This is a genomic window from Candidatus Kuenenia sp. (assembly GCF_027493735.1).
Classification (GTDB): Bacteria; Planctomycetota; Brocadiia; order Brocadiales; family Brocadiaceae; genus Kuenenia; species Kuenenia stuttgartiensis_A.
In genome coordinates, this window is sequence record NZ_JAOSKF010000001.1 from 198298 (window position 1) to 223230 (window position 24933).

Here is a 24933-nt window from a genome sequence, read left to right on the forward strand (position 1 = left end):
GGCATGCTGTATAATATTGACTTCGTAACATTTTAGTTCTATGAAAGAAAACCACTCGTTCCCAGGTAGCGTCAAAGCATGCCTTGTCGCTAACTGGGAACGAGCATTTTTTGCTTTTTCAAAAATCTAAACTGTTACGGTTATTTTAATCGGGATTTTGGATTTTGTTTAATATTTCATAATTTCGTGTATGGATAAATATATATTTTTTGCAAATAAGAATTCCTTGCAAAAGCATGGATTTACTTTAATCGAACTTATTATCGTTATGGTAATTATGGGAATCATTGCCGGTATTTCAATTCCCCGCTATACAGGGTCTCTTGATACCATTAAATTCAGGAAGATTATGTCCGGCATTGTTTTTTCCCTGAGAGAAGCCAGGATTATTGCAATGTCCGGGGGGGCAAAAACGGAAGTAGTGCTTGACCTGTTGGACGGCTATCTATGGTGTGAAGGCATGGAAAAATTGGAAATCCCCTATGAAATACAAATGTTTTCTGATAATTTTGAGGATGCTGACGAACAAATAAGGGTCTTTACCTTTTATCCGAGCGGCACTGCCCACGGCAGGAAATTGGGGTTTGCATATGGTGAAATGACTGCGGTTTTGCACATAGAACCCCTGGGCGGCCTTGCCACGTTTCGCTTAGGCGAAGACATGGAACAGACCGTAAAATATGAAAGAATCCCGGGAGAAATTACCGATAAAGAAATTGAACAAAAGATCAATGCATTGAAAGTTTCTGCTGTTTTAACAAGTAGAGGACCAAGGGGAAAGACCCCATTACACGCGGAGAACAGAAGCGATTCCTTTGACAACTACGAAGATGATTCCTATGATGTCGATGAAGAAGAGAAGATGAAGATGTGGATGATTAATGGCATGCGCTAAACGGCCAATGTATTATATTAATACTTTGAAAAGACGAAAGGGGAACCACCGATCACACAGATTTTGAATTTGTTTTGAATTTTATGCTTTATCATTAGAATTTGTTTCGTATTTAGTATTTCGGATTTTACCATTAAATATTTTGTCAAAAAGAAGTATTGTTACAATTTTACAACCTTTACTACATGGAGTATGGTGAAATGAAAGAATTGAAAATGAGGTCGTATTTGTTGAGAAATGGTGGTTTTACGTTGTTGGAATTGCTCATAGTTATGATTATTATAGGCCTGCTTGCTGCATTGATAGGGCCTAAAATGATTGGCCGTGTGGGTGAATCACGGCAGACAGTGGCAAAACAACAGATTGAAGGATTCTCAACGGCCCTGGAAATGTTTAAACTCGATACTACCAGATATCCAACGCAGGAGGAGGGTATGGAGGCATTGGTTGCGGCGCCGCACGAAGTGGAAAACTGGAAAGGCCCCTACTTAAAAAAGAAGTTTATTCCTAAAGACCCGTGGGGAAATGACTACGTATATGTGTATCCGGGAGAGAATGGCGATTATGACATTATTTCGTATGGCGCTGACGGCGCAGAAGGCGGCGATGGTGAAAATGCAGACGTGGTAAGCTGGGAGTAGCATTCATAGGTGAGGGCGGCGAAGCAACATTATGAATGCAGGGTTCAAGCCGCAAATTTGGTAACACTTTAGTATTTTTAAACTGGAAATTGTAATTTGCAGTACGACGAACCTCGTCGTACTGCATGGATTTAGCGGGCTTAGATATCTCAGAGAGGAACAAGCCGCAATCTTTTATTCCAAATGCACTGTCCCTACACTACTACACGGCAAACAGCACTATTATTGAAATTTTTTAAAGAACTAATGTGTTACCAAATTTAAGCCCACAAAGGTGTTTTTGCAGGAGAGAATAATAAAGTATGGTGTTGGCAACGGACAATAATGTCGGAGAGGTACTTCTTGAAATAGGCAAGATAAACCGTCAGGACTTAGAGCGGGCATTTGAAGCGCAGAAGCAGACGGGACAAAAGCTTGGCCGTATACTCATTGACCTTGGAACCGTTTCAGAAGAAGACCTGCGCCTCGCATACAGCAGGTTGCTGGAAATACCGGTTTGGGAAAAAAAGAAGACGGATACATATCCGATGCTGGAAAATGTGCCGAAGGTGTTTTTGACCACAAACCGGGTGCTTCCTTTAAGCCTCGATGAAAACGTACTAGATATCGCGCTTGCAGATCCGCAGGATACGCTGCTGATTGAAGCAATTGCATTGTCCACCGGCAGGGAGGTAAGGGTCTTTGCCGGAACAGAAAGAGATATCATTAGTTCTCTGGAAAAACTCTATGAAACCGGGGTGAGCGAAGAAGAGGAAGATGCTATGGCTTCATCTGTTGAGATGATGGAAGACATAGAACAATTGCGTGATATGGCCTCCGAAGCGCCCGTTATCCGCCTGGTAAACAGCATCCTGACAAAAGCAATTGAAGTAGGCGCCAGCGATATACATATTGAAGTTTTTGAGAGAAATACCCGGCTGCGTTACCGGGTGGACGGCGTCCTGGGTGAGCTTGCCCCCCCGCCCCGCGAGTTGTATAACTCAATTGTTTCACGTATCAAGATTATGGCAAAGTTAAATATTGCCGAAAAACGGCTGCCGCAGGACGGCAGGATAAGAATGAGGGTTGCAGGCAAGGAGATTGATTTACGTGTGTCCATTATCCCTATGAGTCATGGCGAAGGTATTGTAATGAGGATTCTGGACCGTACTGCCGTAATGCTGGATCTGGAAACGCTGGGATTTCAACCTGAATTTTTAAAGAAATTCCGGAGGCTGATCAGCAGGCCGGAAGGCATGTTTCTTGTGACAGGCCCAACAGGAAGCGGAAAGACAACCACACTGTATGCCGTTCTCAAGGAGATCGTTTCCCCTGAAGTGAAGATAATAACCGTAGAAGATCCGGTAGAATACAGTATGCAGGGCGTAAACCAGATACAGGTAAACCCCCAGATCGACCTGACGTTTGCGTCAGGGCTGCGTTCAATTTTACGCCATGATCCGGATGTTGTTTTGATCGGCGAGATCAGGGATCGCGAAACGGCGTCAATCGCTGTCCAGGCCTCTTTGACCGGACACCTCGTGTTTTCAACACTCCACACAAATGATTCGGCTTCCGCCTTTACCCGGTTGATGGATATGGGGGTAGAGGATTACCTGATTTCATCGTGCCTTATTGGCGTGCTTGCCCAAAGGCTTGTTCGCAGGCTATGCCCGAAATGCCGGGAGTTGTATATGCCGGGGCCTGAGATCCGCAAGACGGTTGGGCTAGAAGAAGGCGTCCCCCTGTATGGCCCAAAGGGGTGTGATGATTGTAATAATACGGGGTTGAAGGGAAGAAGGACAATTGCAGAGTTTCTTGTAGTGGATGAAGGCATTCGAAGACTCGTTTTAGCCCACAAAGACTCAAGTGAAATAATGAAAGAAGCCGTGAAAAAAGGGACAAAAACGTTATGGGATGACGGGCTGGATCTGGTTCGAAGGGGAGAGACCACCCTGGAGGAACTACTCAGGGTCTCTTCTGATACGGAAAACGGGTAGTCGGCAATTGGTAGTCGAATATCGAATAATTAACTGCTAATGGACGCAAATAGACGCGAATAAAAAAAACTCATATTAGCGTTTATTTGCGTCCATTAGCAGTTAATTCCCAGCGGGTTCACTCATTAGAAGGCTTTGTTGACAAAGTTCTAATGAGTGAACGAATGTGTTTCATTTGTGGTTAATTAGCATTCTAAATTTCCTACATTGAGAACTTGCTTTGTCATAAATTCTTTTAAATATCTTCCGGTATAGGATTCTTTTGTTTCTGCTATTTCCTCCGGCGTTCCTGCCGCGACAATTTCACCTCCTTTTGCACCCCCTTCAGGCCCCAGATCGATAATGTAGTCCGCCGCTTTAATAACCTCATGATTATGTTCTATGACAAGCACGGAATTCCCCAAATCAACAAGCTGATGCAATATTTTCAGTAATTGTTGTATGTCTGCCATATGCAAACCGGTTGTCGGTTCATCAAGGATATAAAGGGTCTTTCCTGTTTCTCTCCTGGAAAGCTCCGTGGCAAGCTTGATTCTTTGAGCTTCCCCTCCGGAAAGGGACGTGCTTGACTGCCCCAGTTTTATATATCCCAGCCCGACGTCCTTGAGTGTGCGTAAAACCCTTTCTATCCTGGGAACAGCGGCAAAAAAAAAATGCGCATCTTCTATTCTCATTTCAAGCACCTCGGATATATTTTTCCCTTTATACATGGTTTCCAACGTTGCAGTGGTGTACCGCTTTCCATTGCATTCATCACAAATAACATAGGTATCGGGCAGAAAATGCATTTCCATTTTTTTTGTGCCCTGTCCCTTGCATGCCTCACAGCGCCCACCGCTGATGTTGAAGCTGTATCTTGCCGCGGTATAACCGCGTATCTTTGCCGACTGTGTTTGCGCAAAGAGGGCGCGAATTGGGTCAAACACCTTTGTATACGTCGCCGGATTTGAACGTGGCGTGCGCCCTATGGGAGACTGGTCAATTTCAATAACCTTGTCAATATGCCTGATGCCGGTAATTTTTTCGTGTTTCCCGGGGAGGGTATGGCCGCCGTGCAGGGCTTTTGTAAGGGCGCGGTACAGGACGTCGTGAACAAGTGTGCTCTTGCCTGAACCTGATACGCCGGTGATGCAACAGAAAACCTTTAAAGGGATTTTTACCGAGATTGTCTTCAGGTTATTGGCACATGCACCTTTAATTTCCAGGGCGTGTTTCAGATTGTATTTTTTTCTTTTATGCGTAGTGATTGTTTCCGGTGAATGGCACAGATAACGGCCGGTTATGGAGTCAGGATTGCTGAGAATTTCCTTCAATGTCCCTTGCGCTACGATACGCCCCCCCTGCTCTCCCGCTTTTGGCCCAAGGTCGATGATGTAATCAGCATGACGAATTGTGTATTCGTCATGCTCGACAAGAATTACCGTGTTTCCGTTTTCTTTCAGGGCGTACAGGGTTTTCTGGAGTCGTTCGTTATCCCTCGGATGAAGGCCTATTGTGGGTTCATCCAGCACGTAGCACACACCAACAAGCCCCGTTCCTACCTGTTTTGCCAGTTGGGTTCTTTGCGCTTCTCCCCCGGAAAGGGTATCGCTGCTGCGTCCAAGGGCAAGATAGTGCAGCCCAACCTCCATCATGAACTGAAGCCTGCTTTGAATTTCTTTCAGCAGTTGTTTGGAAATAACGGCCTGTCGTCCTGAGAACGTCAGCGTTTTGAAAAATGCAAGCGCCTCCTCTACAGTGAATGTCATGATTTCATGGATAGAGGTGTTACTGATTTTTACTGCAAGCGCCTCCGGCCTTAATCGTGCGCCATTGCACAGTGAGCACGTTCTGTAGCTCATGTAACCGGAGAGACGCTTCAAAACACGTTCAGAGGTGGTTTTTTTGTAGATCCGGTGCAGATCAGGAATAACCCCCTCGAAATCCGCAGACCCGTAAAGCAATGCGTGAGAAACCTTTTCCGGCAGATTGGCGAAAGATGTAGCAGGTGAAATGGAATACATTTCTGTAAATGTTTTGATGTGATCATCATAAATTGTCTGTGTAAGAGAACCCCAATTGTTCCAGGCGTCAATTGCCCCCTCTTTAATGCTCAGATGCTTATCTTTAATAATTAATTCCGGATCAAAATCAAGGGTACTTCCGAGTCCGTCACATCCCTGGCATGCGCCATAGGGACTATTAAATGAAAACAGGCGCGGGGCCGGTTCTTCATATCCCTTGCCGCAATTGGGACAGGCGTACCGTTCGCTGAAGATCGTGTCTTTCCAACGTTTCTTCTTTTCTTCGCTTACAACCATCACTCCATTGCCAAGAGTGAGGCATGTTTCAATGGAATGGTGAAGCCGTGACTGGACGCCTTCTTTTATAATGAGTTTATCCACAATTGCGTAAATATCATGGGCTTTATAACGTGCCAGTTTCGGGATGACGTCAAGGTCAGTGACCGAGCCGTCAACCCGTGCGCTTACGAACCCCTTTTGTAAGAGCGATTGAAATATTTCCCGATGTTCACCTTTTTTCCCTATCACAAGCGGCGCAAGGAGCATAATCCTTGATTTCTGGGGGATTTCCATGATTTTCTGCTGTATTTGTTCAATACTTTGGCGGGCGATTACGCAGTTGCAGAGACAGCAATAAGGGGTGCCTGTTTTTGCGTAGAGCAGGCGCATATAATCGTAGATTTCCGTTATTGTCGCCACGGTTGAACGCGGGCTTGAGGGACAGGTGCGCTGTTCAATGGCAATCGTTGGCGGCAACCCTTCAATAAGTTCGACGTCGGGTTTTTGAATCTGGTCAAGAAATTGACGGGCATACGAGGAAAGACTCTCGATGTAGCGCCGCTGCCCTTCCGCGTAAATCGTGTCAAAGGCAAGGGATGACTTTCCGGAACCGCTTATGCCGGTAATAACGGTAATGTGATCCCGCGGTATGTCCACATTTATACCTTTAAGGTTATGTTCTCTTGCCCCCCGGATGATAATGGAGTTGCCGTTTTCTTTTGTGGTCATTTTTCTTTCGTAAACTTCTTCCAGTCCTTCAATAACTCAAGCATCAGCATAACACCTACTCCCGTTGCCCCTTTTTGCATGTAGGCGTTATTTTTCTCCGCCCAGGAGGTTCCTGCGATATCAAGGTGTACCCAGGGATATTTCTCCGTAAACTTACTTAAAAAACAGGCAGCAGTTATCGTGCCGGCGCCGCTGCCTCCCGTATTTTTAATATCTGCAATATCGCTTTTAATGAATTCCTGGTATTCTTCCCAGAGAGGGAGTTCCCATACCCTTTCCCATGATTTTTCTCCGGCGGTTTTTATCCTGTTTTTCAGTTCTTCATTATTCCCCAGCATTCCTGTTGCAATGCCGCCCAAAGCGACTACGCATGCTCCGGTAAGCGTTGCGAAATCTACTACTGCACCGGGATGAAATTTCTCAGCATAAGCAAGCGCATCGGCAAGGATCAGACGTCCTTCGGCGTCGGTATTTGCCACCTCAGCAGTTTTGCCGGAATGAAATGTGACAATATCACCCGGTTTAATTGCAGAGCCGCCCGGCATGTTTTCCGTACAGGGAATAAGCCCTACAATACGCTGGGTGACCTTAAGTTTGGCAAGGGCGCTGAAAACACCCAGTACGGCTGCCCCTCCCGACATATCGCTTTTCATCTGGTCCATGTTTTTTGCCGGTTTCAGACATATCCCCCCGGAATCAAAGGTGATGCCTTTCCCGACAATTACAATAGTGTCCTGATTTTTGCTTTGCGGATTATACTCCAGTATGATGAATTTCGGGGGCTGTGTGCTGCCCTGGGCAACACCCAATATGCCTCCCATCCTGAGTTTTTTAAGGTCAGGTGTTGATAATATCTTGCATGAGACGCCTTGCTCTTTTGCAATATTTTTTGCAATATTCGACAGTATAGTAGGATTTTTATCCTGTGAGGGAGTGTTCACCAGGTCTCTGGCGAATGAAACTGCATTTGCGATAACCTGTCCGCGTTTTATGCCTTCCTTCACCGGAGTCAGGATTTTCTTATCAGATACCAAAAGGGTAAGCGCCCTGACTTCCTTTTCTTCTTCCGGCTTTGTTTGTTTATACTTTTTAAATTGATACAGCCCTAATACAGCGCCTTCGGTAAAGGACTGGCACCATTCTTCCAGCCTTTCTGCAAGGATTTCCAGTGAATCCATTACGCTTGTCACCTTCTTAATACCCATATCACGCGCGGTTTTAACGGAAGTACCGGACGCCTGTCTGATTTTGTCAAAGGTAATATCTTCTTTTTTCCCTAAACCAACAAGCAGGACATACTGGGAGGGAAATTTGCCATAGGTAGGCAAGGCACGGAGATTGTTAAGCTTTGCGGTAAATTCCTTATTTTTTAATAATTCAGAGATGGCATGGTTGAATGAAACATCGAAGGGTTCTAGTGTCTCGTGTATCTTTTTGCTATCTTCGTACATATAAAAAACTAACATTTCCGCCGTTTCATCTGCCGCATGTCCTGTTTTCGCATTGATAATCACAAATAACACCTTTCTTTAAAAGCAGTTCAAGAGATATTTTTGCATTGAAAAATTATTTATTTTGTAACAATTTAGCTTTTTGAAAAGCCAATATATAAAAAACAATATAACCCCGTTAGGGGTGGTCTGTTTGTAGCTCAATAAAATTCAATAGAGTAAATAGCTCCACAGGAGCGGCCTGTGTATGATTCATAGATAAACAGGCCGCTCCTGACGGAGCTAGTACCTCTTCATCCTTATCTTGCTACAAACAGTTCGCTCCTATGGAGCTTATAGATAATACATTTTTCGAGAAACTAAATTGTTACTCTATTTTATTTTTTTGTACGAACAGGATGTGTTTTAGGCAATTTTTCCGCAATCTTCATTGCCTCCGGAGAACATTCCGGATGCCCCCAGCCACTTTGGCTTGTCCCGGCAATTATGTCATGTATGATATTATCGTCGCCGGAAGGGCTGACACCTTTGGGGACATAGTCCAGCATAAGGACATGCCGTACTTTCCATGCAATAATATGGTCAGCACAGGAACTATCTCCGCTCACTCCCAATGCACCAATCAGCACACCTTCACTATTGTAAAGCGCCAGTCCGCCTCCAAACACATTTATACCGCCAATCCTCCTGCCAGCCATAGGGTCGTTTTCCTTTCCATATTTCTGCGGCGCCCCGCTGTAGGCGGTTTCTGTATCAACCGGATTACTCAACTGCAGCCCGAACAAACTGCCGCCAGGCTGAACTGCAGAAAAAAGATTCGCAGTCGATAATGCAAATCCGGGCAAACTGAACGCATTTGCAGTGTTTGCCTTTTGTGCTGAAATAACCCTGCTTCCGGGCCACTGATCGCCTCTCTCATTTCCGGAGAAGACCACCACTCTCACAAAGCCGTCCCGATCTACAACGGTTGCCCACATATTGAAACCAAAGCCGCCGTTGTCTTCTTTTACCACCGCCGATAACGCATCTTTTAATGCCGAATGGGAAGGCAAACCACCGGCAGCATACAAAGAAGAATTCATACCATGAAAAGACACGGTAACAAAAAAGGCATAAAAAAGTATCTTACGAATGCTCATCATACTACCTCCCAATAATAAATTTTTAATAATTGAACCACACATGATTTCATATACTTCTTTGCCATTTTTCTCAGGCATAACTACGTCTAAGACGAAGCTTCTCGACAAATCCCGTTCCCAAGCTGGAGCTTTGTAACGGGAGGAAAAATATTGAAATTCCTATACGTTTATTATGGAACAAATGCGACCTACTGTACATTTAAGATACCCCCTTGTCAAGAATCGAACCGCAGCTTAAAATAATCCACTTTATTCGTCTCACCCACCTTACGGCAGATTGATTCCCTCACCGGCTTTGCTGAAACACGTGTTTTTCCATACATTGAATATCTGACGTTGTAAATCACAGAAAAATGGCGAAAAAAAGTTGTATTTCCCTGTGTGTTTTACTATCATTCTAACTCCTCAAAAAAGAACCTGTTGTGTCATTTTGCAGTGCAAACGCATTATAACCACTGTAAAATCAATGAGATATTCAAGGCGGGTTCAGGATTCACAGTATTTGTAACGCTTTAGTTTTTTAAAAGTTAAAACTTGTTTTTTATTGTATATAGCTGAAAGGAGAGTGTATTGTCATGTCCGCAAAATTAATTAAAGGTACAGAGATTGGTGAACAAATATTAGAGGAAATTACCGGTGAAGTAGCGGAAATAAAGAAGAAACACGGCGTTGTTCCAGGCCTGGTAACAATCCTTGTCGGAGAAAACCCGGCATCCATGTCGTATGTAACCTTAAAAATCAAAACCGCTCACCGGGTTGGTTTTAAAGAGGTGCAGGATTCACAACCGGCGGATATTTCAGAAAAGGACCTTCTCGCCCTTATTGAAAAGTACAACCACGACGATTCAATTCACGGCATCCTTGTACAGCTTCCACTCCCGAAACATATTGATGAAAAGAAGGTGCTTAATGCCATTGATCCGGACAAGGATGTTGATGGGTTTCATCCTGTAAATGTCGGACGTCTTATGATCGGAGGCAATGAGGTAAAATTCCCGCCCTGCACCCCCGCCGGCATTCAGGAATTGATTGTACGGTCTGGCGTTGAAACCCGCGGCGCTGAGGTGGTTGTGGTTGGGCGTTCTAACATTGTGGGAAAACCAATCGCGAATATGATGCTTCAGAAAGGGAAAGGGGCGGACGCTACGGTAACAATAGTCCATACACAAACAAGAAATATGGCGGAACACTGCAAACGCGCAGACGTCCTTATTGTTGCCGCAGGAGTTCCCGGACTGGTAAAACCTGAATGGATTAAACCTGGCGCGTGTGTAATTGATGTGGGGGTGAACAGGGTAGGCGAAAAACCCAGCAAGAACGACCCAAACAAGATGGTTGCTCTTTTAAAAGGAGATGTTGATTTTGAAGCGGCGAGTGAAATTGCAGGATTTATTACCCCTGTTCCCGGAGGAGTAGGCCCTATGACCATTACAATGCTTATGAGAAATACCCTCAGGTCTTTGAAGTTTAAACTGGGGATAAAATAGAAAATTACGCTTTCATCCGGAGGTTGGAGGTCCGCGAAAAACATGGATCTCTGACTTCTGACTTCTGACCTCTGACCTTACACTATCGAGTTACTCTTACTTTAACTTTTGCCTTACTATTTGAGTCGCTTGACACAAACCTTGCCGTTGCATTTCCTCTCTTTACGCCCTCAATCGTAAACACAGCCTGTCCATTATCATCTGTGATTGCATTTTCGGGAGATATGGAAATATTGTTTCCACCCTTTATGATTTCCCAGATTAGCAGCACACCATAGCGAGGGTCGCCACCATTACATGCAACTGTTATCGTAACCGGTGCGGAAGAAGTGCGGGCAATTTCCATAATCTGCTGATCCGCAGATACAGTCTCTCTCTTACACTGCGCTGATGTTTTGAATGACATTTCACTTCCGTATAACGTCCCAACGCTGTTTTTTGCTACCAGCCGGTAATAATACGTTGTACTGAAACTCAGGCTACTGACACTACTATTTATAGAAACATCCTCATATCCGCCAACCGTTAGTTCTTCTGTTGTATTATCATAAGAACCGCTCACCGTTCCATACTCAAACCATGCTATCGTTGACAGTCCGGCGGCATTAATTGTCCCGTGCAATGTAGCCGATTCAACGGTTATATATGACGCCTCGCCCGTAGTTACTTCCCCGCTTACCGAAAGTGAGCTGTCGAATCGTGATATGAATGCATTGCCCAACTCACTATTAAAACCGGCGCTATATGCTGCTTCTGTGACCGGGAAATCATTCGAATACGTTGAACCTGCAATATACACGCCTCCGGCAGCACCCAAAACCATCGCGAGGGATTTATCATCATCCGCCCCACCAAGATACGTTGAAGCAAGCAGACTGGTCAGATCGCTGTTGAATTTCGAAATAAACACATCCGCACCGCCGTTAAATGATTCGTCAAAAACGTTAGCAGTTGTAGGAAAGTCTTCTGATTTGGTAATGCCAGTTACATACACATTATCCTCAGCATCTGTTACTAATGCATACGCCTCTTCATAATCCGAGCCGCCAAGATAGGTTGAAGCAAGCAGACTGGTTAAATCATCATTAAACTTCGATACAAAGACGTCTCCCCCATAATAAGACGAATCATACGCGCCGGCAGTTGTGGGAAAATCCGCGGACTCTGTTGAACCTGTATAACCTGTTATATATACGTTTCCGCTTGAATCCAGCGCCAATGAATAAGCGCCGTCATAATCATATCCGCCAATATATGTTGAAGCAAGCAGACTGGTCAGATCGCTGTTGAATTTCGAGAGAAACGCATCCGCACTGCCGTTAAATGATTCGTCAAAAACGTCGTCAGTCACCGGAAAGTCTTCTGATTTGGTAATGCCCGTTACATACACATTATTACTTACATCAAGCGCCAGTGAATAGGCTCCGTCATACTCTGACCCGCCCAGATATGTCGAGGCAAGCAAACTGTTTAAACCATCATCGAATTTTGTGATAAAAACATCTCTGTATAAGCCCGAAGACGATGTATCGTAAGCGCCTTCGGTGGTGGGAAAGTTAGTAGAGGAGGTCATGCCCGCTACATATACATTGCCGTTTATATCAAGCGCCAGCGAGCGGGCTTCTTCACTATACGACCCGCCCAGATATGTTGACGCCAATAAACTGCCAAGATCGCCGCTCAACTTCGACACAAAGGCATCACCGCCGGAATACGAGGCGTCATACGCATCTCCCGTTACAGGAAAATCTTTTGAATAAGTAAAGCCCGTTATGTAAACGTTGTCGCCTGAACCAATCGCCAGTGCATGGGCATCTTCAGTATTAGAACCGCCAAGATATGTTGAAGCAAGAAGACTCGTCAGGTCATTGCTGAATTTTGAGATAAAAACATCTTTATTACCGCTGGAAGAGGTTGCATATGCATCATCTGTCACAGGAAAGTCATCTGACATTGTTACTCCAAGAACAAACACATTATCATTTGAGTCCACTCCCAAAGACCTGCACTCTTCGTCAGAATAACCTCCCAAAAAAGTAGATGAAATAATAGGGTCAATGACGAGTTCCTTTGACCTGTCAAAATTAGCCGTTCGGAAACCATAGATAAATTTATCACCAATAGCGGTTTCCGTTATATTGTTCGCAAATACAGGTTTAGCACCCTTACTATTTGCCGTTCTGCGCCATCCATACTTCTTATTTTCTACGATACGATGCCCACTGTTGTCTGATATCTTTTCACCCTCATGAAGATAATATGTCACAGGCACATCTACTTTTTTGCCGTTGATAATCTGATACGCAACAGGGCGCGAAAATGCCGCCATCCCGGTTTGTGTTTCAACCGCAAGCCCGCCATAAGCATTAATTTTTAATGTGCTTCTTTCTGCCGTTTCAAGGCAAACCCTTATTTCGTCGGGGTTTGCCCCTGGTTTTACATAAAACAGCTTTTCTACGGCATTTCCATACGCTTTTAATTTCAATTCTATCCCATCGTATACCTCTCCCAGACTTACCATCCTGTAGCTTGAAATTGCGGACATCCATTTCCCAGCGTCATCCCCCTTAAAATAATTGATCTTCGCTGCCACCTCTTCTTCCCCTCGTATTCCGGATAGGGCACTGCCCGCAAGTTTTTCCCGGAGAATGAAAAGCCCCCTCTTTTCACCGGCAATGCCTTTCTTGCCGGAACTTTTCTCAATTGTTTCGGAGAAATCAGGGGGAGTCGTCTTGTTTTTCGCCTTACGCGCGCTTAATGCCTGTTTTCTTTGATGCTCCGGCAATACATACACCATTTCTCCGTCTTTTGTGACAAACACTGTGCCGCAGAAGATGTGCGCATAAAATGCCACCCGTTCATCCTGCTGCCCCTTGTTGACAATGAAAGGCGTCTCCATTTTCACAATCTTTTCAACGGCTTTTTTGTCCTTTGTTTGCTGTCCGCTCCCACCAAACAATTCATCTTTGGAAACAGGCGTTTGTATATCAAATTTCTCAGCCGCTAAACATACCTGTTTAAAAGAAAACACCCATAGTGCAATGCATATCAAAAATGCCAACGCAACGTTCCTGTTCTTCATCTCAAAAATTCCCCTCCTCGGGTTCTTGCATAGTAGGGACATGGCATGCCATGTCCCTACTATGTTATCGTAAATTAGGAATTTCCTCTGCGGTATAAAATGTGGCTTTAAAAATGGAATTATCAATCACATCTTCTTTATTCGCATAAAAATAAGGACTTACATATTCCCATACCACTTCCTTGTCGGATGTTACCTGAAATATGCGGCCAAAACACCCTTCGGTGATAAGGGTATTCCCGTTTGATAATCTTTGCGCCCCCGATATTGTAGGGCTGAAAAAATTAATTGCCGGCACATCACGGTATCGCCACACAATCTCTTTTGTATCCCGGTTTAGTTCTATTACTCTGGAATAGGGGACGGGTTCAGACTTCCGTTGCTGTCCGTTATCGAATACAAGTATATTGCCATTCTTAAGGATGCGTGGGTCATGTTGCTGGGCAAAGACAGAGTGTCCGAGCTTCCAGACAAATTTCCCGGTATTCTTGTCAATAATTCCAACGGTAGAGATATTTCTAAAACTCACCATTACCTGGTTGTCATCTTCTAACGGGACAACGGCATTTGCGTGCGTCCATTCATCCCTGGGGCAATTTGATTGAATAACATCCGTATCAAAATCAAGGTGATCCTTCGCATGCCACTTCCATACCTGACTTCCATTCGCATCTACCTCTATAATAATATCCGCCCACATATCGCCTTTTTTGCTGGAACCTTCAGTCCCCCCTTGTACCTGGTCTCTTATCTCCTCTGACAGTTTTTCCACCGCCAGGTAAATGGCGCCTCCGGAAGAAGTACGCCTGCCGTCATGGTGATGGTAGGGATTGCGAAGCTCCCATACAATATTTCCTTTCCAGTCCACTTCCATCATAATGCCCCCTTTAAAACTGTTCCAGTTTGGCCACAGATCCCAGGCGCCGTCATCCTCAACCTGCCCGTTATAGAAAAGATTGCCATTCGGCAGTAAATAGCCATACACACCTGGGGCATAAGGCAAATTCCACTGATGCACCACCTTGCCGTCATTCGTATCAATAAGAAATACTTCGCCGCAGGTATTATTCATTGGAGTAAAAAGAATATATCCCATAGCCGCTTTTTCCCTGTCAACTGCAACAACACCTGTGCGGCTGACCCTGCGGTGGGTTTGCTGGTCTATCGCCAACTTATCCACCAGATCATCTGCGTGTATGCCTTTACCTTGCCAGCCGCTAATCAATGCGGTGAAACCTAAAATATACATCGCTGTTTTTATTATTTGTTTTGAGCTTTTCATACTCCGTTTTTCCTATAAAATGCCATTGAGTTTACAATACAATACTTGCGGCAGATACAACATATCAAAAATACGAACGCTTTATTTTGAAGGTTCAATTTGTAACAAAAACCTAATGTTTTCTATCGTTGCCCGGACTCCTTTCCCCCTAAGCTGGCATAGCCAGAACCTATCAAGCACGAAATGGGAATTTGTTTTGAATTTCGGATTTCACCATTAAGGGAAAATGGGATTTGGATGCTTTGGCTATTCTTTTACTATGCCAACACCCTATTTGCAAATAAAAAATGCCATAATACACCATAAATGGAACAATGATTATTGCAACAATCTTTAACACTTTAGTTTTTTGAAAAATTCCAATAATAGCGCTGTTTTCCGTACGATGCTGGTACAACGGACATCCCTCGTCTCTCGTGCTTCGTCTCTCGCTCTTACGTTTTTCAAAAAACGAAAGTGTTACAATCCCACTTGCCTTGTACTATATTGCCGATAACGGCAAGCAGGACCTTGCATCCGCTTTGTCAAATTGATACACTTCCCACGTTGGTGGAGAAAACATGTTTTTCACAGAGTTTTTCAGAAAATCACCTTATTGCCAATCGCTCAAATTTTTTAAAAGGCCGCGTTAAGCAGATGGAAGATAAAAAGAGGTTAAACATACTTATAACTTCAGGACCTACAAGGGGTTATATAGACGACGTCAGATATATAAGCAATAAATCTTCCGGCAGATTGGGGGCTGCAATAGCAACCGAAGCGCTTAAAAGGGAGGCTGACGTCACAATGGCGTATGGCACAGGAAGTATTATTCCTGATGTTACTTGCTTAGGAAAAGAAACGGGTAACCGGCTTACCCTCATTGAAATAGAAACGATACAGGATCTGTCAAAATTATTCCGGGAGGGTTTACAGGGGAAAGTCTTTGACGCCGTTGTCCACGCCATGGCGGTGCTGGATTATATCCCTGAACAACCGGTCGAAGGAAAAGTGTCTTCCCATAGCAATGAGATTACCATACGGTTTATAAAAACTCCGAAAATAATAAAGTTAATAAAAGAGCTTTGGCCCCGTTTGCTGCTCATCAGTTTTAAATTAGAAGCGGGGATTCCCCATGATGAACTCATGAAAAGGGCCTATGCCTCCTTGCTGAAAAATAAAGCGGATTTTGTGGTAGCAAATGACCAGCATGAGATTTTAGGGGATAAACATCCCGGTTATATCATTAATTCACATCAGGAACTGGTGGCAACGTGCAATACAAAACAAGATATAGCAGAAAGGCTCATAGACATAATATATAGTCAAACAAATCTGATTTTAGAAATGTAGGGGCGAAACATTTGCCTGTATATAAGATTCGGACGTAAAATGTTGCTGCACACGCGTTAACTCCACTCTAATTGAACTAGTCTACTGTACACAGTCAAATGCTTCTCCCCTACTCTGGTAATTCCCCGGTTGCTAAGGTGAGAAGGTGCAGGGTTGTCCTGGTTGCGGCCATGCACGCAGTGTAATTTTACCCTTTACGCCTCTCCTATTTGAAAACATGTATGCATGAAATATGAGGCGGAATAGACAAACCTGCAACAAATTAATGGATAATAAAATTCTTGTTTTATCATGATAAAGTGAGTATCATTTTTTCATTGGCCGATTTCATTACGTACTGCAGTATTTTTGCTGAAAAACAACCTTTTTTCTTGCTTGCCGCATAACAGCTCCGCCGAATGGAGTCTGCAAGTGTTGCAGCTTAACGTTAATACATTAAACAGTACATTATTTCACCTGAAAACTTAGTAAAATAGAGTAGGAGACTTTATAATGAAAAAGATTGTATTTGTATTTGCTTTATCGCTAACATTATCTTCCGTAATAATCGCAGAAAATACTTTTGCCTATCAAATGAAATCGGTGGAAGAACCCTCTCGTGACTATACACATAGTAATTATTCACAGGAACATTCGCATGAAGCGCAAAACGAGGGCGGCTATTTTCTTGCCGGAAAAATTGCAGAAACAATGAACAGTGGCGGCTATACGTATCTCTGCATTGATGACTACGGGAAAAAAACATGGGTAGCCATACCGGAAACAACCGTATCCGTGGGGCAGGAAGTTGTTTTGCAACCAGGTTTTGAAATGACCGGCTTTGAAAGCAAGACCTTGAACAGAACATTTGACAAAATCATTTTTTCCAACGGTCTGGCGGATTCAGGGCAAGAAGCTCCTTCATACACTACCAAAGGCAGCAAGGGCATCAGCGTTACAACAAATGAAAATATCTCTGTGGAAAAAGCTACAGGGGCGGACGCTTATACCGTAGAGGAACTTTATGAAAACAGCAAGAAGCTTAACAATAAAAAGGTCATTGTGAAGGGTAAAGTAATTAAAGTTTCTGTTGGCATTATGGGTAAGAACTGGCTGCATCTTCAGGACGGAAGCGGAAGCCAGGATAAGAATAATACAGACCTCGTAGTCACCACAAAAGATCAACCTTCTGTCGGTGATATTGTTACGGTAAGCGGCACTCTCTATAAGGATAAGGATTTTGGCAGCGGTTATAAATATAATGTAATCGTGGAAGAAGCCACAGTGAAGAAATAACGGAGGAAGCCACGTTTGTTAAGGATGGATTTCAGTGGTTTGTAATGGCACAAACTTTCTTTCGTAATGTATTCACTGCCTAACAGGCAAAATGTTCTTTATTATCTTTTCAGGCTGTCCGGGAATTCAGTTTTTCGCAATTTTCTTCTATAATAAGTCATCATATATTAACAGCTGGATTTTTGCGGGATTCTCTATTCACGGACAGCCTGTTTTCTTTTAAACAGGCGAAAACTATGTCCATAGCTGCTCCTGTAAATAAAGCAATCAACCATTCGCCTGAAAATACTTTTTCCCCGGCAGATTTCGAAGATGAGCACAGATAAAAAACATCAAGTGGATTCAGATTGCAAATCTGAACCCGGCCTGTAGTATTCGGACGCTCAGGGCAGTTTTCTCCCTGCAGCTACCGCTAATATCCTCCTCCCTATCCACGAAGACGAAGTTGCCATAAATAAAAACCCGCCGCCATCCCCAACACATTGTGCAGTGATATAAATATACCGTGCAACATATATATATATATCATTGATTTTACAATGATTAAGATGTGTTTACCCTAAGCTGGCATAGCCAGAACCAAACAAACAGGAAATAAAAAATACGAAATACGAAACAAAACGTAACTATTCAGCGTAATCCATTAAACTACCGAAGCACAACTCGTTCTCAAACCTTGTACTGAACATAGTGAAGTATCTGATTGGGTACGTAATGGCAAAGGTATCAGTTTGTCATTGCAGGGGGGTCTCAGCTTGTCATTGCGAGGGGTCTTTTCCGAAGCAATCAGTATACTACGAGATATTTCGTGACGTAAGAAACGTCATATCGCGGGAGAAGCAAATTAAGGGTGGCTCAAGGGCTAAAAAAATAGAATTAATTAATGGGATGAATGCAGGAGGGAAGGATCTCTATGATGGTTTATGAGATTGCTTCGGAAAAGACCCTCGCAATGACAAGCCGAGTCCATTGTAATGACAAGCTGATGCCCTTGTAAGGACAAAATAAGTCACCAGTCATCATGTTACATTTGCAATACCCAGAAACTATGAAAATGGTTTTATAACCATATTGTGTTGTAGTATCTGTACTTAAACTATTTTTGTAGTCTTATTTTCGAGCTTGGGATTTCGGGCTTTGGGCATTGGAATTTTACCGCAGTACATGGCCACATTATACACATAAACTCATAGGTTCAGGTTGCAAACCAATGTCATTATGTTAAGGATATTTGATTAAAAACAACCCCCCTTTATCCCCCTTTTCTAAGGGGGATTTTTATGGCAGGTAGCAGAACTTAATGACATTGGTTTGCAACCTGAACCCGCCAGGAGTCGAGTAATGTTTACGTTGAATAGTTACATAATTTGAAAACATACCGACTTCTTTTTTTAATCCCGCCAAAATATCTTTCAGGATATCAGGCTCTGATGCATTGCCCCCGAAAACCTTGCTCTGTTTGGGAAAATCCCTCTTCATCAACGGTAAGGGATAGCGTAATTAACGGACAATCATTACGGCTCTCTTTTGATTTGTAGTGCCGGGCCTCCTTGCTCCCTCTTTTGCTACCCTCAAAGGATGACCCCCTGGTATTTACTGGCTTAACGGCTTATCTATCCCTCGAATTGCGTCAGAAACTGCGTACATAGATTGGTAGGTCGGTTTTTGTTGGCATCTTAGCCTGAACCTGCTTTTCCTTAATACATCTGAATATTTTAAGAATGACATTTTTACGCTTAATTTTCTTGCCGCTGTTTACTTCTCTAAAATTACAAAAATGTAATCCTGCGTTAATCTCGTATTCATATACCATATCTTATAGTAAAAGTTACCGTAGTGCGATCCTTTCAGGTTCGCCTGCATATGTTTCGTATCATTTTGGGTCATTAAGAACTGGCAAAAGTGTCTACATACTGCCAAAAATCATAAAAATTATACTTAAATAGGGCACCTTATTTTTTAAAATGGTATTTTAGTGCGTATAACAAAAAAGGACATTCCTTTCATTCTCTGTCTATTTTTATTGGGCCTCTTTTTTTTCCTATTCTATACATGGGCAATACCGCTCATGGATCCCGATGAGCCTCGTTATGCCGCCACTGCACGGGGAATGGTGTTAGACAACAACTGGATTGTACCGTTTTTTAACGGGGAACCACGTATTAACAAGCCACCGCTCTTTTATTGGATGGTTGCCTGTTCCTATAAGGTCTTTGGAATAAACGAATTTGGTGCGCGATTCCCATCCGCTATGGCGGCTATTGGTACGGTATTGATAACATACCTGCTAGGGAAGAGGTATGAAAGCCGTAAGAGTGGCTTTTGGGCAGGTATGGTTCTAATATCAAGCCCTCTCTTTTTCCTTGTTTCCCGATTATGTATTACCGACATACTCCTTACCTTTTTTATCAGCGCCAGCCTGTACCTTTTCTTTGTTGAATACACGGAAAAAAACAAGAACATGCCCAGAAAATGTTTTCTTTTTTTCTTACTGGGCATGGTATTTCTCGTAAAGGGGCCGGTAGGGGTACTGTTGGTTGTTTTAACCATACTCTGTTTTCTCGCATGGATGCGCGACCTTCGATTTGTCAGGAAGCTTTGGTATTTACCAGGATTCCTGCTTTTTCTGGGCGTTATTTGTGCATGGGGTATCCCTTTCTGGCTCTCTTTAGGCACGAAACAGATTTTCGGATTAATTACACAGGAAACGACAGGACGGATTATTCATGGTTATGCCCATCAGGAGCCATTTTACTATTACCTGCCGGTGATCCTGGCGGGTTATTTTCCATGGTCGTTGTTCTTATGCGCGGTATTTTTCAATATCTTCAAAAAACGGACTGTCTTGCCTGTTGAGGAAAAAAGACGAGTATATTTTTTTTGCATATGGTTTGTCCTTGCCCTGGTCTTTTTTTCCCTTTCGCGCTCGAAATTGATGACCTACATTCTTCCCATTTCTCCTGCCATTGCATTGCTCACTATTTCGCTTTACCGATGGGAAAAAGAAGGCATCGCAGGAAAAAGTATTCGGTGGATATCATGGCTTTCGTTGGGGTTTTCAGTAGCACTCCCCATGGTTTTGATTTCCACCATGTCAAAGTGGGTTCCCGCGAATTATACAATGCCAACATATCATGTTGTCATTCCCGTTATGATTCTTTTCATTGTAGCACCGACCGCGTTTTACGCCATTTATTACAAAAAAGGCTTTTTATCGTTACTGAAGGTGTATTGTTTCACGCATGGTTTATTCCTCCTGGCTGTTATTATATTTGTAGTGACATATGTGGGAACCTTTCGTTCTACCAGGGACATTGTTAATAAAAGCCATCTGTATGAAACAAATGATTGCACTCTTCTCAGTTATGCCAAGACATTGCCGAGCTTAGTCTTTTACAGCGACAGAAATGTAATAGAAATAAACCCGGATGCATCACTTCAAACAGCCAATTTCGACAAGGGAAAACCCATTTACTTTGTAATGACTTTGCATTCCTTTCAGAAAAAAAAGGATTGGTTGCTGAGAAATAGCTTCCATATTGTAGACCGGGATAGCGCATACATTGTATTGAAAAGTGAGAAATAATTGAAAGCTATGACATGCATACAATTACGGTTCTTTCTGAAGAACAAGTATTGTCATAGTTGCATTTGCCGGACAGCAGTATAACGGTGATTGGGTTAGGTTTTGGAGTTTTTTTTGATCCATTGATTGTGCAATTGGATGATAAAGGGCGAATGTATTAATAAGAAATTTTAAAAACAAGGAGAATTTTTTATGGTTGAGCATATGACATTGGCTGTTACCTGGTTTGGCAAACAACATCGCCTGTTCGGACTCGACTGGAGCTACCTTACGATACTTGGGTTTATTGGCAATGCGGTCTTCTCCACACGGTTTTTTATACAGTGGATTGCCTCGGAAAAGAAGGGAAAGAGTGTCATTCCCGTATCATTCTGGTATTGGAGTATAGCGGGAAGCATGATCATGTGCGTTTATTGGATTATGGAACGTAGTCCTGTCGGCATATTAGCCTACCTGCCGAACTCTCTGATCTATATGCGCAATCTCCATTTGATCAGGCAGCATAAGCTTGCGGCAACGGCATCCGCTTCCACGCAAACTCCGCTTGAGGAAAGTTGAGGAATTCGCCTATGTCAAAGGATGAAATATTCAAAGACAATGTGCCGGCAGTGGCGGACTTTGTCTTTGGAGAGAAGGTCGCTTCCGTGTTTGACGATATGCTGGAACGTTCTATTCCTTTTTATCAGGAAATCCAGAGGATGATCGTGGAAATGGCCGTTGATTTTGCTGTCGAAGGAACGAATGTATATGATCTTGGTTGCTCAACCGGCACCACCCTCATCAATATAGGTGAAAATATTAGCCGTAAAGTAAAATTCATTGGTATCGATTCCTCGCAGGACATGCTTGCCAGGTGCAAACAGACTCTCTCCAAGCGCCGTTTTGCCGGAGAATACGAATTGATCTGCAGCGATTTGAATCACGGCGTTGCGGTCGAAAATGCATCGGTGGTACTCATGGTTTTAACGCTTCAATTCATCAGACCATTAAAACGGGACAAAGTAATCAGTGATATAGTGAGGGGATTAAATGAAAACGGATGCCTTATCCTTGTAGAAAAAGTGCTCGGGGAAGATTCGTTATTCAACCGTCTCTTTATAAAATACTATTATGATATGAAAAAACGAAATGGGTACAGCGAATTGGAAATCTCCCAGAAACGTGAGGCGCTTGAAAATGTATTGATTCCATATAAACTCCTGGAAAACAGAGAACTTCTGTTAAAGGAAGGTTTCCGGTATTGTGACGTATTTTTCAAGTGGTATAACTTTTGTGGAATGGTGGCAGTAAAATGATGATTCCAATAGGTACGTTCTTTTTTCGATACCGGAATGTCCTTTTTCCATTGGTATTTGTGCTGCTTTTTTTTGAGGGAACGTGGCCGATATGTGAAAACGAACTCATAGAAAACCTGGAAATTGTCATTGGCATTATCGTGGCATTAAGCGGGCAGGCATTACGGGCGCTTACAATAGGACTGGACTACATCAAGCGTGGTGGCAAGAATAAACGGGTATATGCGAAAACACTTGTGCAAAACGGCATGTTCGCCCATTGCAGAAATCCCCTCTATTTGGGAAATCTTTTGATTTTCACGGGTATTGGCGTCGTCGCAAACTCATTGCTATTTGTCTTGTTTGGTATTCCGTTTTTCCTGTTTGCCTATATGGCAATCATATGTTCAGAGGAGAACTACCTTGAAAATAAATTCGGACAAGAGTTCAAGGATTACTGTAAACGGGTCAACAGGATTATTCCGGACTTTTCAGGCCTGCTTACCACCATTCAAAGTATGGAGTTCAGTTGGAGAAGGCTTATTATCAAGGAATATACTACTACCTTTTTGTGGATAACCGGCGTACTCCTTCTCATTATTAAGAATATCTACCTTGGCAGGGGCTATGAGACAAGTAAATACACATTATTGATCTTGTCCGTTTTTCTTCTGATGGTATTTTTAGGGTTTTGTACTGCCTGGCACCTGAAAAAGAGCAAAATACTGAGATTGAAGTGAGTAGTGTGTGAGTGAATTTGGGACGGCAAAGACAACGCTGGAATTTACCCAGTGAGTAGAATACCCAGGCAAACGGTCAACACGTAAAAACATTGCTTCGAAGAATGTAGAAATACTGAAATTCACTCTGGAAAGCACAAAGCCAGACATCATCTATAAACTAAAAATGGCCTTCTACGATATCCTGCTGGCCAATAAAAACCTTTCATTTACGACAATAAATGCCGTCAACCTTTAATACAAAATACAAAAGGCTGAAATCCTAAAGGTCTTAGAATCAAGATGGATATTCCTATACAATCGGGATACGAAATGAAGAGTTTAGCCGTATTACAAGGTTATAAAAAGTTCTTTTTGTTTTTCACAGGACATAAGAATTTTTGGGTTAAGGGCCTGGAGATACTTACCTGGATGTTTCTTCCGGCGGTGGTTTTCTCCGGATGCGCTTCGTATCATCCAAGATATCTAACCTCGGAGGTCGTAGAGGAGAAACTTACCGTTCCTTCTACAAAGGATATTTGTATTATGGCCGGATCTATTGATCACCCTGTTCTGAAACCTATAGACTTTGACGACCGTGACGGACTTTCACCGAATGAGGCGGCAGTTTTGGCCGTCCTGCTGGATCCCTCCCTGACGGTGGAGAGAGACCGCCGTCTCCTTGCAGGGGCGCAATTGCTGCAGGCCGGGTTATTGCCGAATCCACAATTCTCTTACAATATAAATTTTCCCACCGGGGGGCCCACAGAGGGTCTCGTAAACAATTTCGCAACCAATCTCAACTGGGATATTAAATCCCTGATAAGCCGGTCCGCCAGGGTGGATGCGGCATCCGCAAAACAAGCGGAAGTAAATCTTGCTGTTGCCTGGAAGGAGATGCAGGTGGCACAGGGGGCGCGTATGGCCGTTTACCAACTTTTGGCCCTGAATAAACAGGCTCAGGTCAGAAAGGAAATGGAACAACTATTATCTGAAAATGTCCACCGTGTTCGTCAGGCGGTTATGAATAGCCTTCTTACAAAACTTGACCTGGCCGCAGCCGAGGCTGCCTATAATCAGGCGCAAGTTGCATTGTTACAAATCACACAGGAATCGGGTCAGCAGCTCCTGACGTTGAAACAGCTTCTCGGCCTCCCTCCCGATTATGAGATAAAATTGCAGGACAACATTGAATTGATGGATAACATTGATATTTCATCACTCGAACAGTTGACTGCAAGCCTTGATACACGTCGGCTGGATTTGCTGGCATTACGCCAAGGTTACAAAAGCCAGGAAGCGACGGTTAGGGAGGCGATTCTTACACAGTTCCCGATGATAAACCTGGGCGTCAATCAAGCGCAAGACTTTGGCGGTTTCTATAACGCCGGTCCGGGTATTACCATAGGAGTGCCCATCTTTAATCGCAATCAGGGAATGATAGCTTTCGAACGCTCCACCAGAAAACAACTCTTTGATCAATATGTTAACAGTGTTTTTGCGGCACGATTAACTGCCGCCAAACTTTTAAAAATCATGCTTTCTCTCAACAACAGGATTACTGCCTCCAAAGAGGCCGTTCAAGTATTGGAAAAGCTCCTTCTCACTTACCGGCAGGCGTTGGAACAAGGTTATTCAGATGTAGTTATCTATTACAATACATGGAGCAGCCTGGCGCAAAAACGTATTGACCTGATTCTCCTGAAACAACAACTGGCGGATTCACGTTTCGCATTTGAACTTGCCGTCGGAATATACAGTATAGAGGAATAGCGCA

General features: G+C 43.4%; 17 protein-coding genes. 12 read left to right on the top strand and 5 right to left on the bottom strand.

The genetic code is table 11. The features are described 5' to 3' along the window. The first annotated feature begins 190 nt into the window (after positions 1-190). The 3 genes from M5U24_RS00930 to gspE all read left to right on the top strand — a co-directional run bounded on the left by M5U24_RS00930 (position 191) and on the right by gspE (position 3515). Positions 191-895, top strand: a complete 705-nt coding sequence (locus M5U24_RS00930; RefSeq protein WP_298201320.1) for a prepilin-type N-terminal cleavage/methylation domain-containing protein — start codon at positions 191-193, stop codon at positions 893-895. Between the two features lie 200 nt (positions 896-1095). Continuing rightward, the gene (gene gspG, locus M5U24_RS00935) at positions 1096-1536 is read left to right on the top strand and encodes a type II secretion system major pseudopilin GspG (RefSeq protein WP_099326308.1); all 441 of its coding nucleotides are present in this window, start codon (positions 1096-1098) and stop codon (positions 1534-1536) included. A gap of 302 nt (positions 1537-1838) precedes the next feature. Then, positions 1839-3515 carry a type II secretion system ATPase GspE gene (gspE, locus tag M5U24_RS00940; protein ID WP_099326307.1) on the top strand — a complete coding sequence of 559 codons (1677 nt, stop codon included), beginning with the start codon at positions 1839-1841 and terminating at the stop codon, positions 3513-3515. Positions 3516-3700: 185 nt separating this feature from the next. Here the strand turns inward: gspE and uvrA are convergent, their stop codons facing one another. The 3 genes from uvrA to M5U24_RS00955 form a co-directional block, all read right to left on the bottom strand. Then, positions 3701-6526 carry an excinuclease ABC subunit UvrA gene (gene uvrA, locus M5U24_RS00945; RefSeq protein WP_099326306.1) on the bottom strand — a complete coding sequence of 942 codons (2826 nt, stop codon included), beginning with the start codon at positions 6524-6526 and terminating at the stop codon, positions 3701-3703. Further along, positions 6523-8040: a leucyl aminopeptidase gene (locus M5U24_RS00950; RefSeq protein ID WP_298201323.1), complete on the bottom strand. Its 1518-nt coding sequence runs from the start codon at positions 8038-8040 to the stop codon at positions 6523-6525. Before M5U24_RS00950 ends, uvrA begins: the two co-directional genes overlap by 4 nt. 314 nt (positions 8041-8354) lie before the next feature. After that, on the bottom strand, positions 8355-9197 hold the full coding sequence (locus M5U24_RS00955) for a heme-binding protein (RefSeq protein ID WP_295101185.1): 843 nt from the start codon (positions 9195-9197) through the stop codon (positions 8355-8357). A gap of 497 nt (positions 9198-9694) precedes the next feature. Between M5U24_RS00955 and folD the strand changes: the two genes are divergently transcribed. After that, a complete protein-coding gene (gene folD, locus M5U24_RS00960; protein ID WP_099326304.1) occupies positions 9695-10606 on the top strand; it encodes a bifunctional methylenetetrahydrofolate dehydrogenase/methenyltetrahydrofolate cyclohydrolase FolD in 912 nt (303 codons plus the stop codon). A gap of 82 nt (positions 10607-10688) precedes the next feature. On the opposite strand, the gene M5U24_RS00965 is transcribed toward folD, so the two are convergent. Next, positions 10689-13688, bottom strand: coding sequence for an SBBP repeat-containing protein (locus M5U24_RS00965; RefSeq protein ID WP_172953491.1), 3000 nt, complete (start codon positions 13686-13688; stop codon positions 10689-10691). 64 nt (positions 13689-13752) lie between these two features. Next, a complete protein-coding gene (locus M5U24_RS00970; protein WP_197705236.1) occupies positions 13753-14970 on the bottom strand; it encodes an aryl-sulfate sulfotransferase in 1218 nt (405 codons plus the stop codon). Between the two features lie 636 nt (positions 14971-15606). On the opposite strand from M5U24_RS00970, the gene M5U24_RS00975 reads away from it, so the two are divergent. From M5U24_RS00975 to M5U24_RS01010, 8 genes are all read left to right on the top strand, one after another. Next, complete coding sequence (locus M5U24_RS00975; protein WP_164995328.1) at positions 15607-16302, top strand: phosphopantothenoylcysteine decarboxylase; 696 nt, start codon at positions 15607-15609, stop codon at positions 16300-16302. A 492-nt stretch (positions 16303-16794) separates the two neighbouring features. Further along, on the top strand, positions 16795-17577 hold the full coding sequence (locus M5U24_RS00980) for a DNA-binding protein (RefSeq protein ID WP_099326300.1): 783 nt from the start codon (positions 16795-16797) through the stop codon (positions 17575-17577). A 714-nt stretch (positions 17578-18291) separates the two neighbouring features. Further along, positions 18292-18504 carry a hypothetical protein gene (locus M5U24_RS00985; protein WP_157820672.1) on the top strand — a complete coding sequence of 71 codons (213 nt, stop codon included), beginning with the start codon at positions 18292-18294 and terminating at the stop codon, positions 18502-18504. A 1141-nt stretch (positions 18505-19645) separates the two neighbouring features. Further along, positions 19646-21163, top strand: a complete 1518-nt coding sequence (locus M5U24_RS00990) for a glycosyltransferase family 39 protein (protein WP_099326297.1) — start codon at positions 19646-19648, stop codon at positions 21161-21163. Between the two features lie 192 nt (positions 21164-21355). Continuing rightward, positions 21356-21721 (top strand): lipid-A-disaccharide synthase N-terminal domain-containing protein, encoded by a 366-nt coding sequence (locus tag M5U24_RS00995; protein ID WP_197705235.1) that lies wholly within the window; start codon positions 21356-21358, stop codon positions 21719-21721. Positions 21722-21732: 11 nt separating this feature from the next. After that, entirely contained in the window at positions 21733-22458 is a 726-nt protein-coding gene (gene cmoA, locus M5U24_RS01000; protein WP_099326296.1) for a carboxy-S-adenosyl-L-methionine synthase CmoA, read from the top strand. Then, positions 22455-23177: an isoprenylcysteine carboxylmethyltransferase family protein gene (locus M5U24_RS01005; protein ID WP_099326295.1), complete on the top strand. Its 723-nt coding sequence runs from the start codon at positions 22455-22457 to the stop codon at positions 23175-23177. Before cmoA ends, M5U24_RS01005 begins: the two co-directional genes overlap by 4 nt. Before the next feature lie 312 nt (positions 23178-23489). After that, positions 23490-24929: a TolC family protein gene (locus M5U24_RS01010; protein ID WP_298201327.1), complete on the top strand. Its 1440-nt coding sequence runs from the start codon at positions 23490-23492 to the stop codon at positions 24927-24929. Positions 24930-24933 lie beyond the last annotated feature (4 nt).

What these genes read in the sequence shown, in the direction of transcription:
- cmoA (WP_099326296.1), top strand. Translation starts at nt 21,733, where the DNA reads ATGTCAAAGGATGAAATATTCAAAGACAATGTGCCGGCAGTGGCGGAC.
- M5U24_RS00995 (WP_197705235.1), top strand. Translation starts at nt 21,356, where the DNA reads ATGGTTGAGCATATGACATTGGCTGTTACCTGGTTTGGCAAACAACAT.
- M5U24_RS00985 (WP_157820672.1), top strand. Translation starts at nt 18,292, where the DNA reads ATGGCAAAGGTATCAGTTTGTCATTGCAGGGGGGTCTCAGCTTGTCAT.
- M5U24_RS00965 (WP_172953491.1), bottom strand. Translation starts at nt 13,688, where the DNA reads ATGAAGAACAGGAACGTTGCGTTGGCATTTTTGATATGCATTGCACTA.
- M5U24_RS01005 (WP_099326295.1), top strand. Translation starts at nt 22,455, where the DNA reads ATGATGATTCCAATAGGTACGTTCTTTTTTCGATACCGGAATGTCCTT.
- folD (WP_099326304.1), top strand. Translation starts at nt 9,695, where the DNA reads ATGTCCGCAAAATTAATTAAAGGTACAGAGATTGGTGAACAAATATTA.
- M5U24_RS01010 (WP_298201327.1), top strand. Translation starts at nt 23,490, where the DNA reads ATGAAGAGTTTAGCCGTATTACAAGGTTATAAAAAGTTCTTTTTGTTT.
- M5U24_RS00955 (WP_295101185.1), bottom strand. Translation starts at nt 9,197, where the DNA reads ATGCCTGAGAAAAATGGCAAAGAAGTATATGAAATCATGTGTGGTTCA.
- M5U24_RS00930 (WP_298201320.1), top strand. Translation starts at nt 191, where the DNA reads ATGGATAAATATATATTTTTTGCAAATAAGAATTCCTTGCAAAAGCAT.
- uvrA (WP_099326306.1), bottom strand. Translation starts at nt 6,526, where the DNA reads ATGACCACAAAAGAAAACGGCAACTCCATTATCATCCGGGGGGCAAGA.
- M5U24_RS00980 (WP_099326300.1), top strand. Translation starts at nt 16,795, where the DNA reads ATGAAAAAGATTGTATTTGTATTTGCTTTATCGCTAACATTATCTTCC.
- M5U24_RS00970 (WP_197705236.1), bottom strand. Translation starts at nt 14,970, where the DNA reads ATGAAAAGCTCAAAACAAATAATAAAAACAGCGATGTATATTTTAGGT.
- gspG (WP_099326308.1), top strand. Translation starts at nt 1,096, where the DNA reads ATGAAAGAATTGAAAATGAGGTCGTATTTGTTGAGAAATGGTGGTTTT.
- gspE (WP_099326307.1), top strand. Translation starts at nt 1,839, where the DNA reads ATGGTGTTGGCAACGGACAATAATGTCGGAGAGGTACTTCTTGAAATA.
- M5U24_RS00975 (WP_164995328.1), top strand. Translation starts at nt 15,607, where the DNA reads ATGGAAGATAAAAAGAGGTTAAACATACTTATAACTTCAGGACCTACA.
- M5U24_RS00990 (WP_099326297.1), top strand. Translation starts at nt 19,646, where the DNA reads ATGGATCCCGATGAGCCTCGTTATGCCGCCACTGCACGGGGAATGGTG.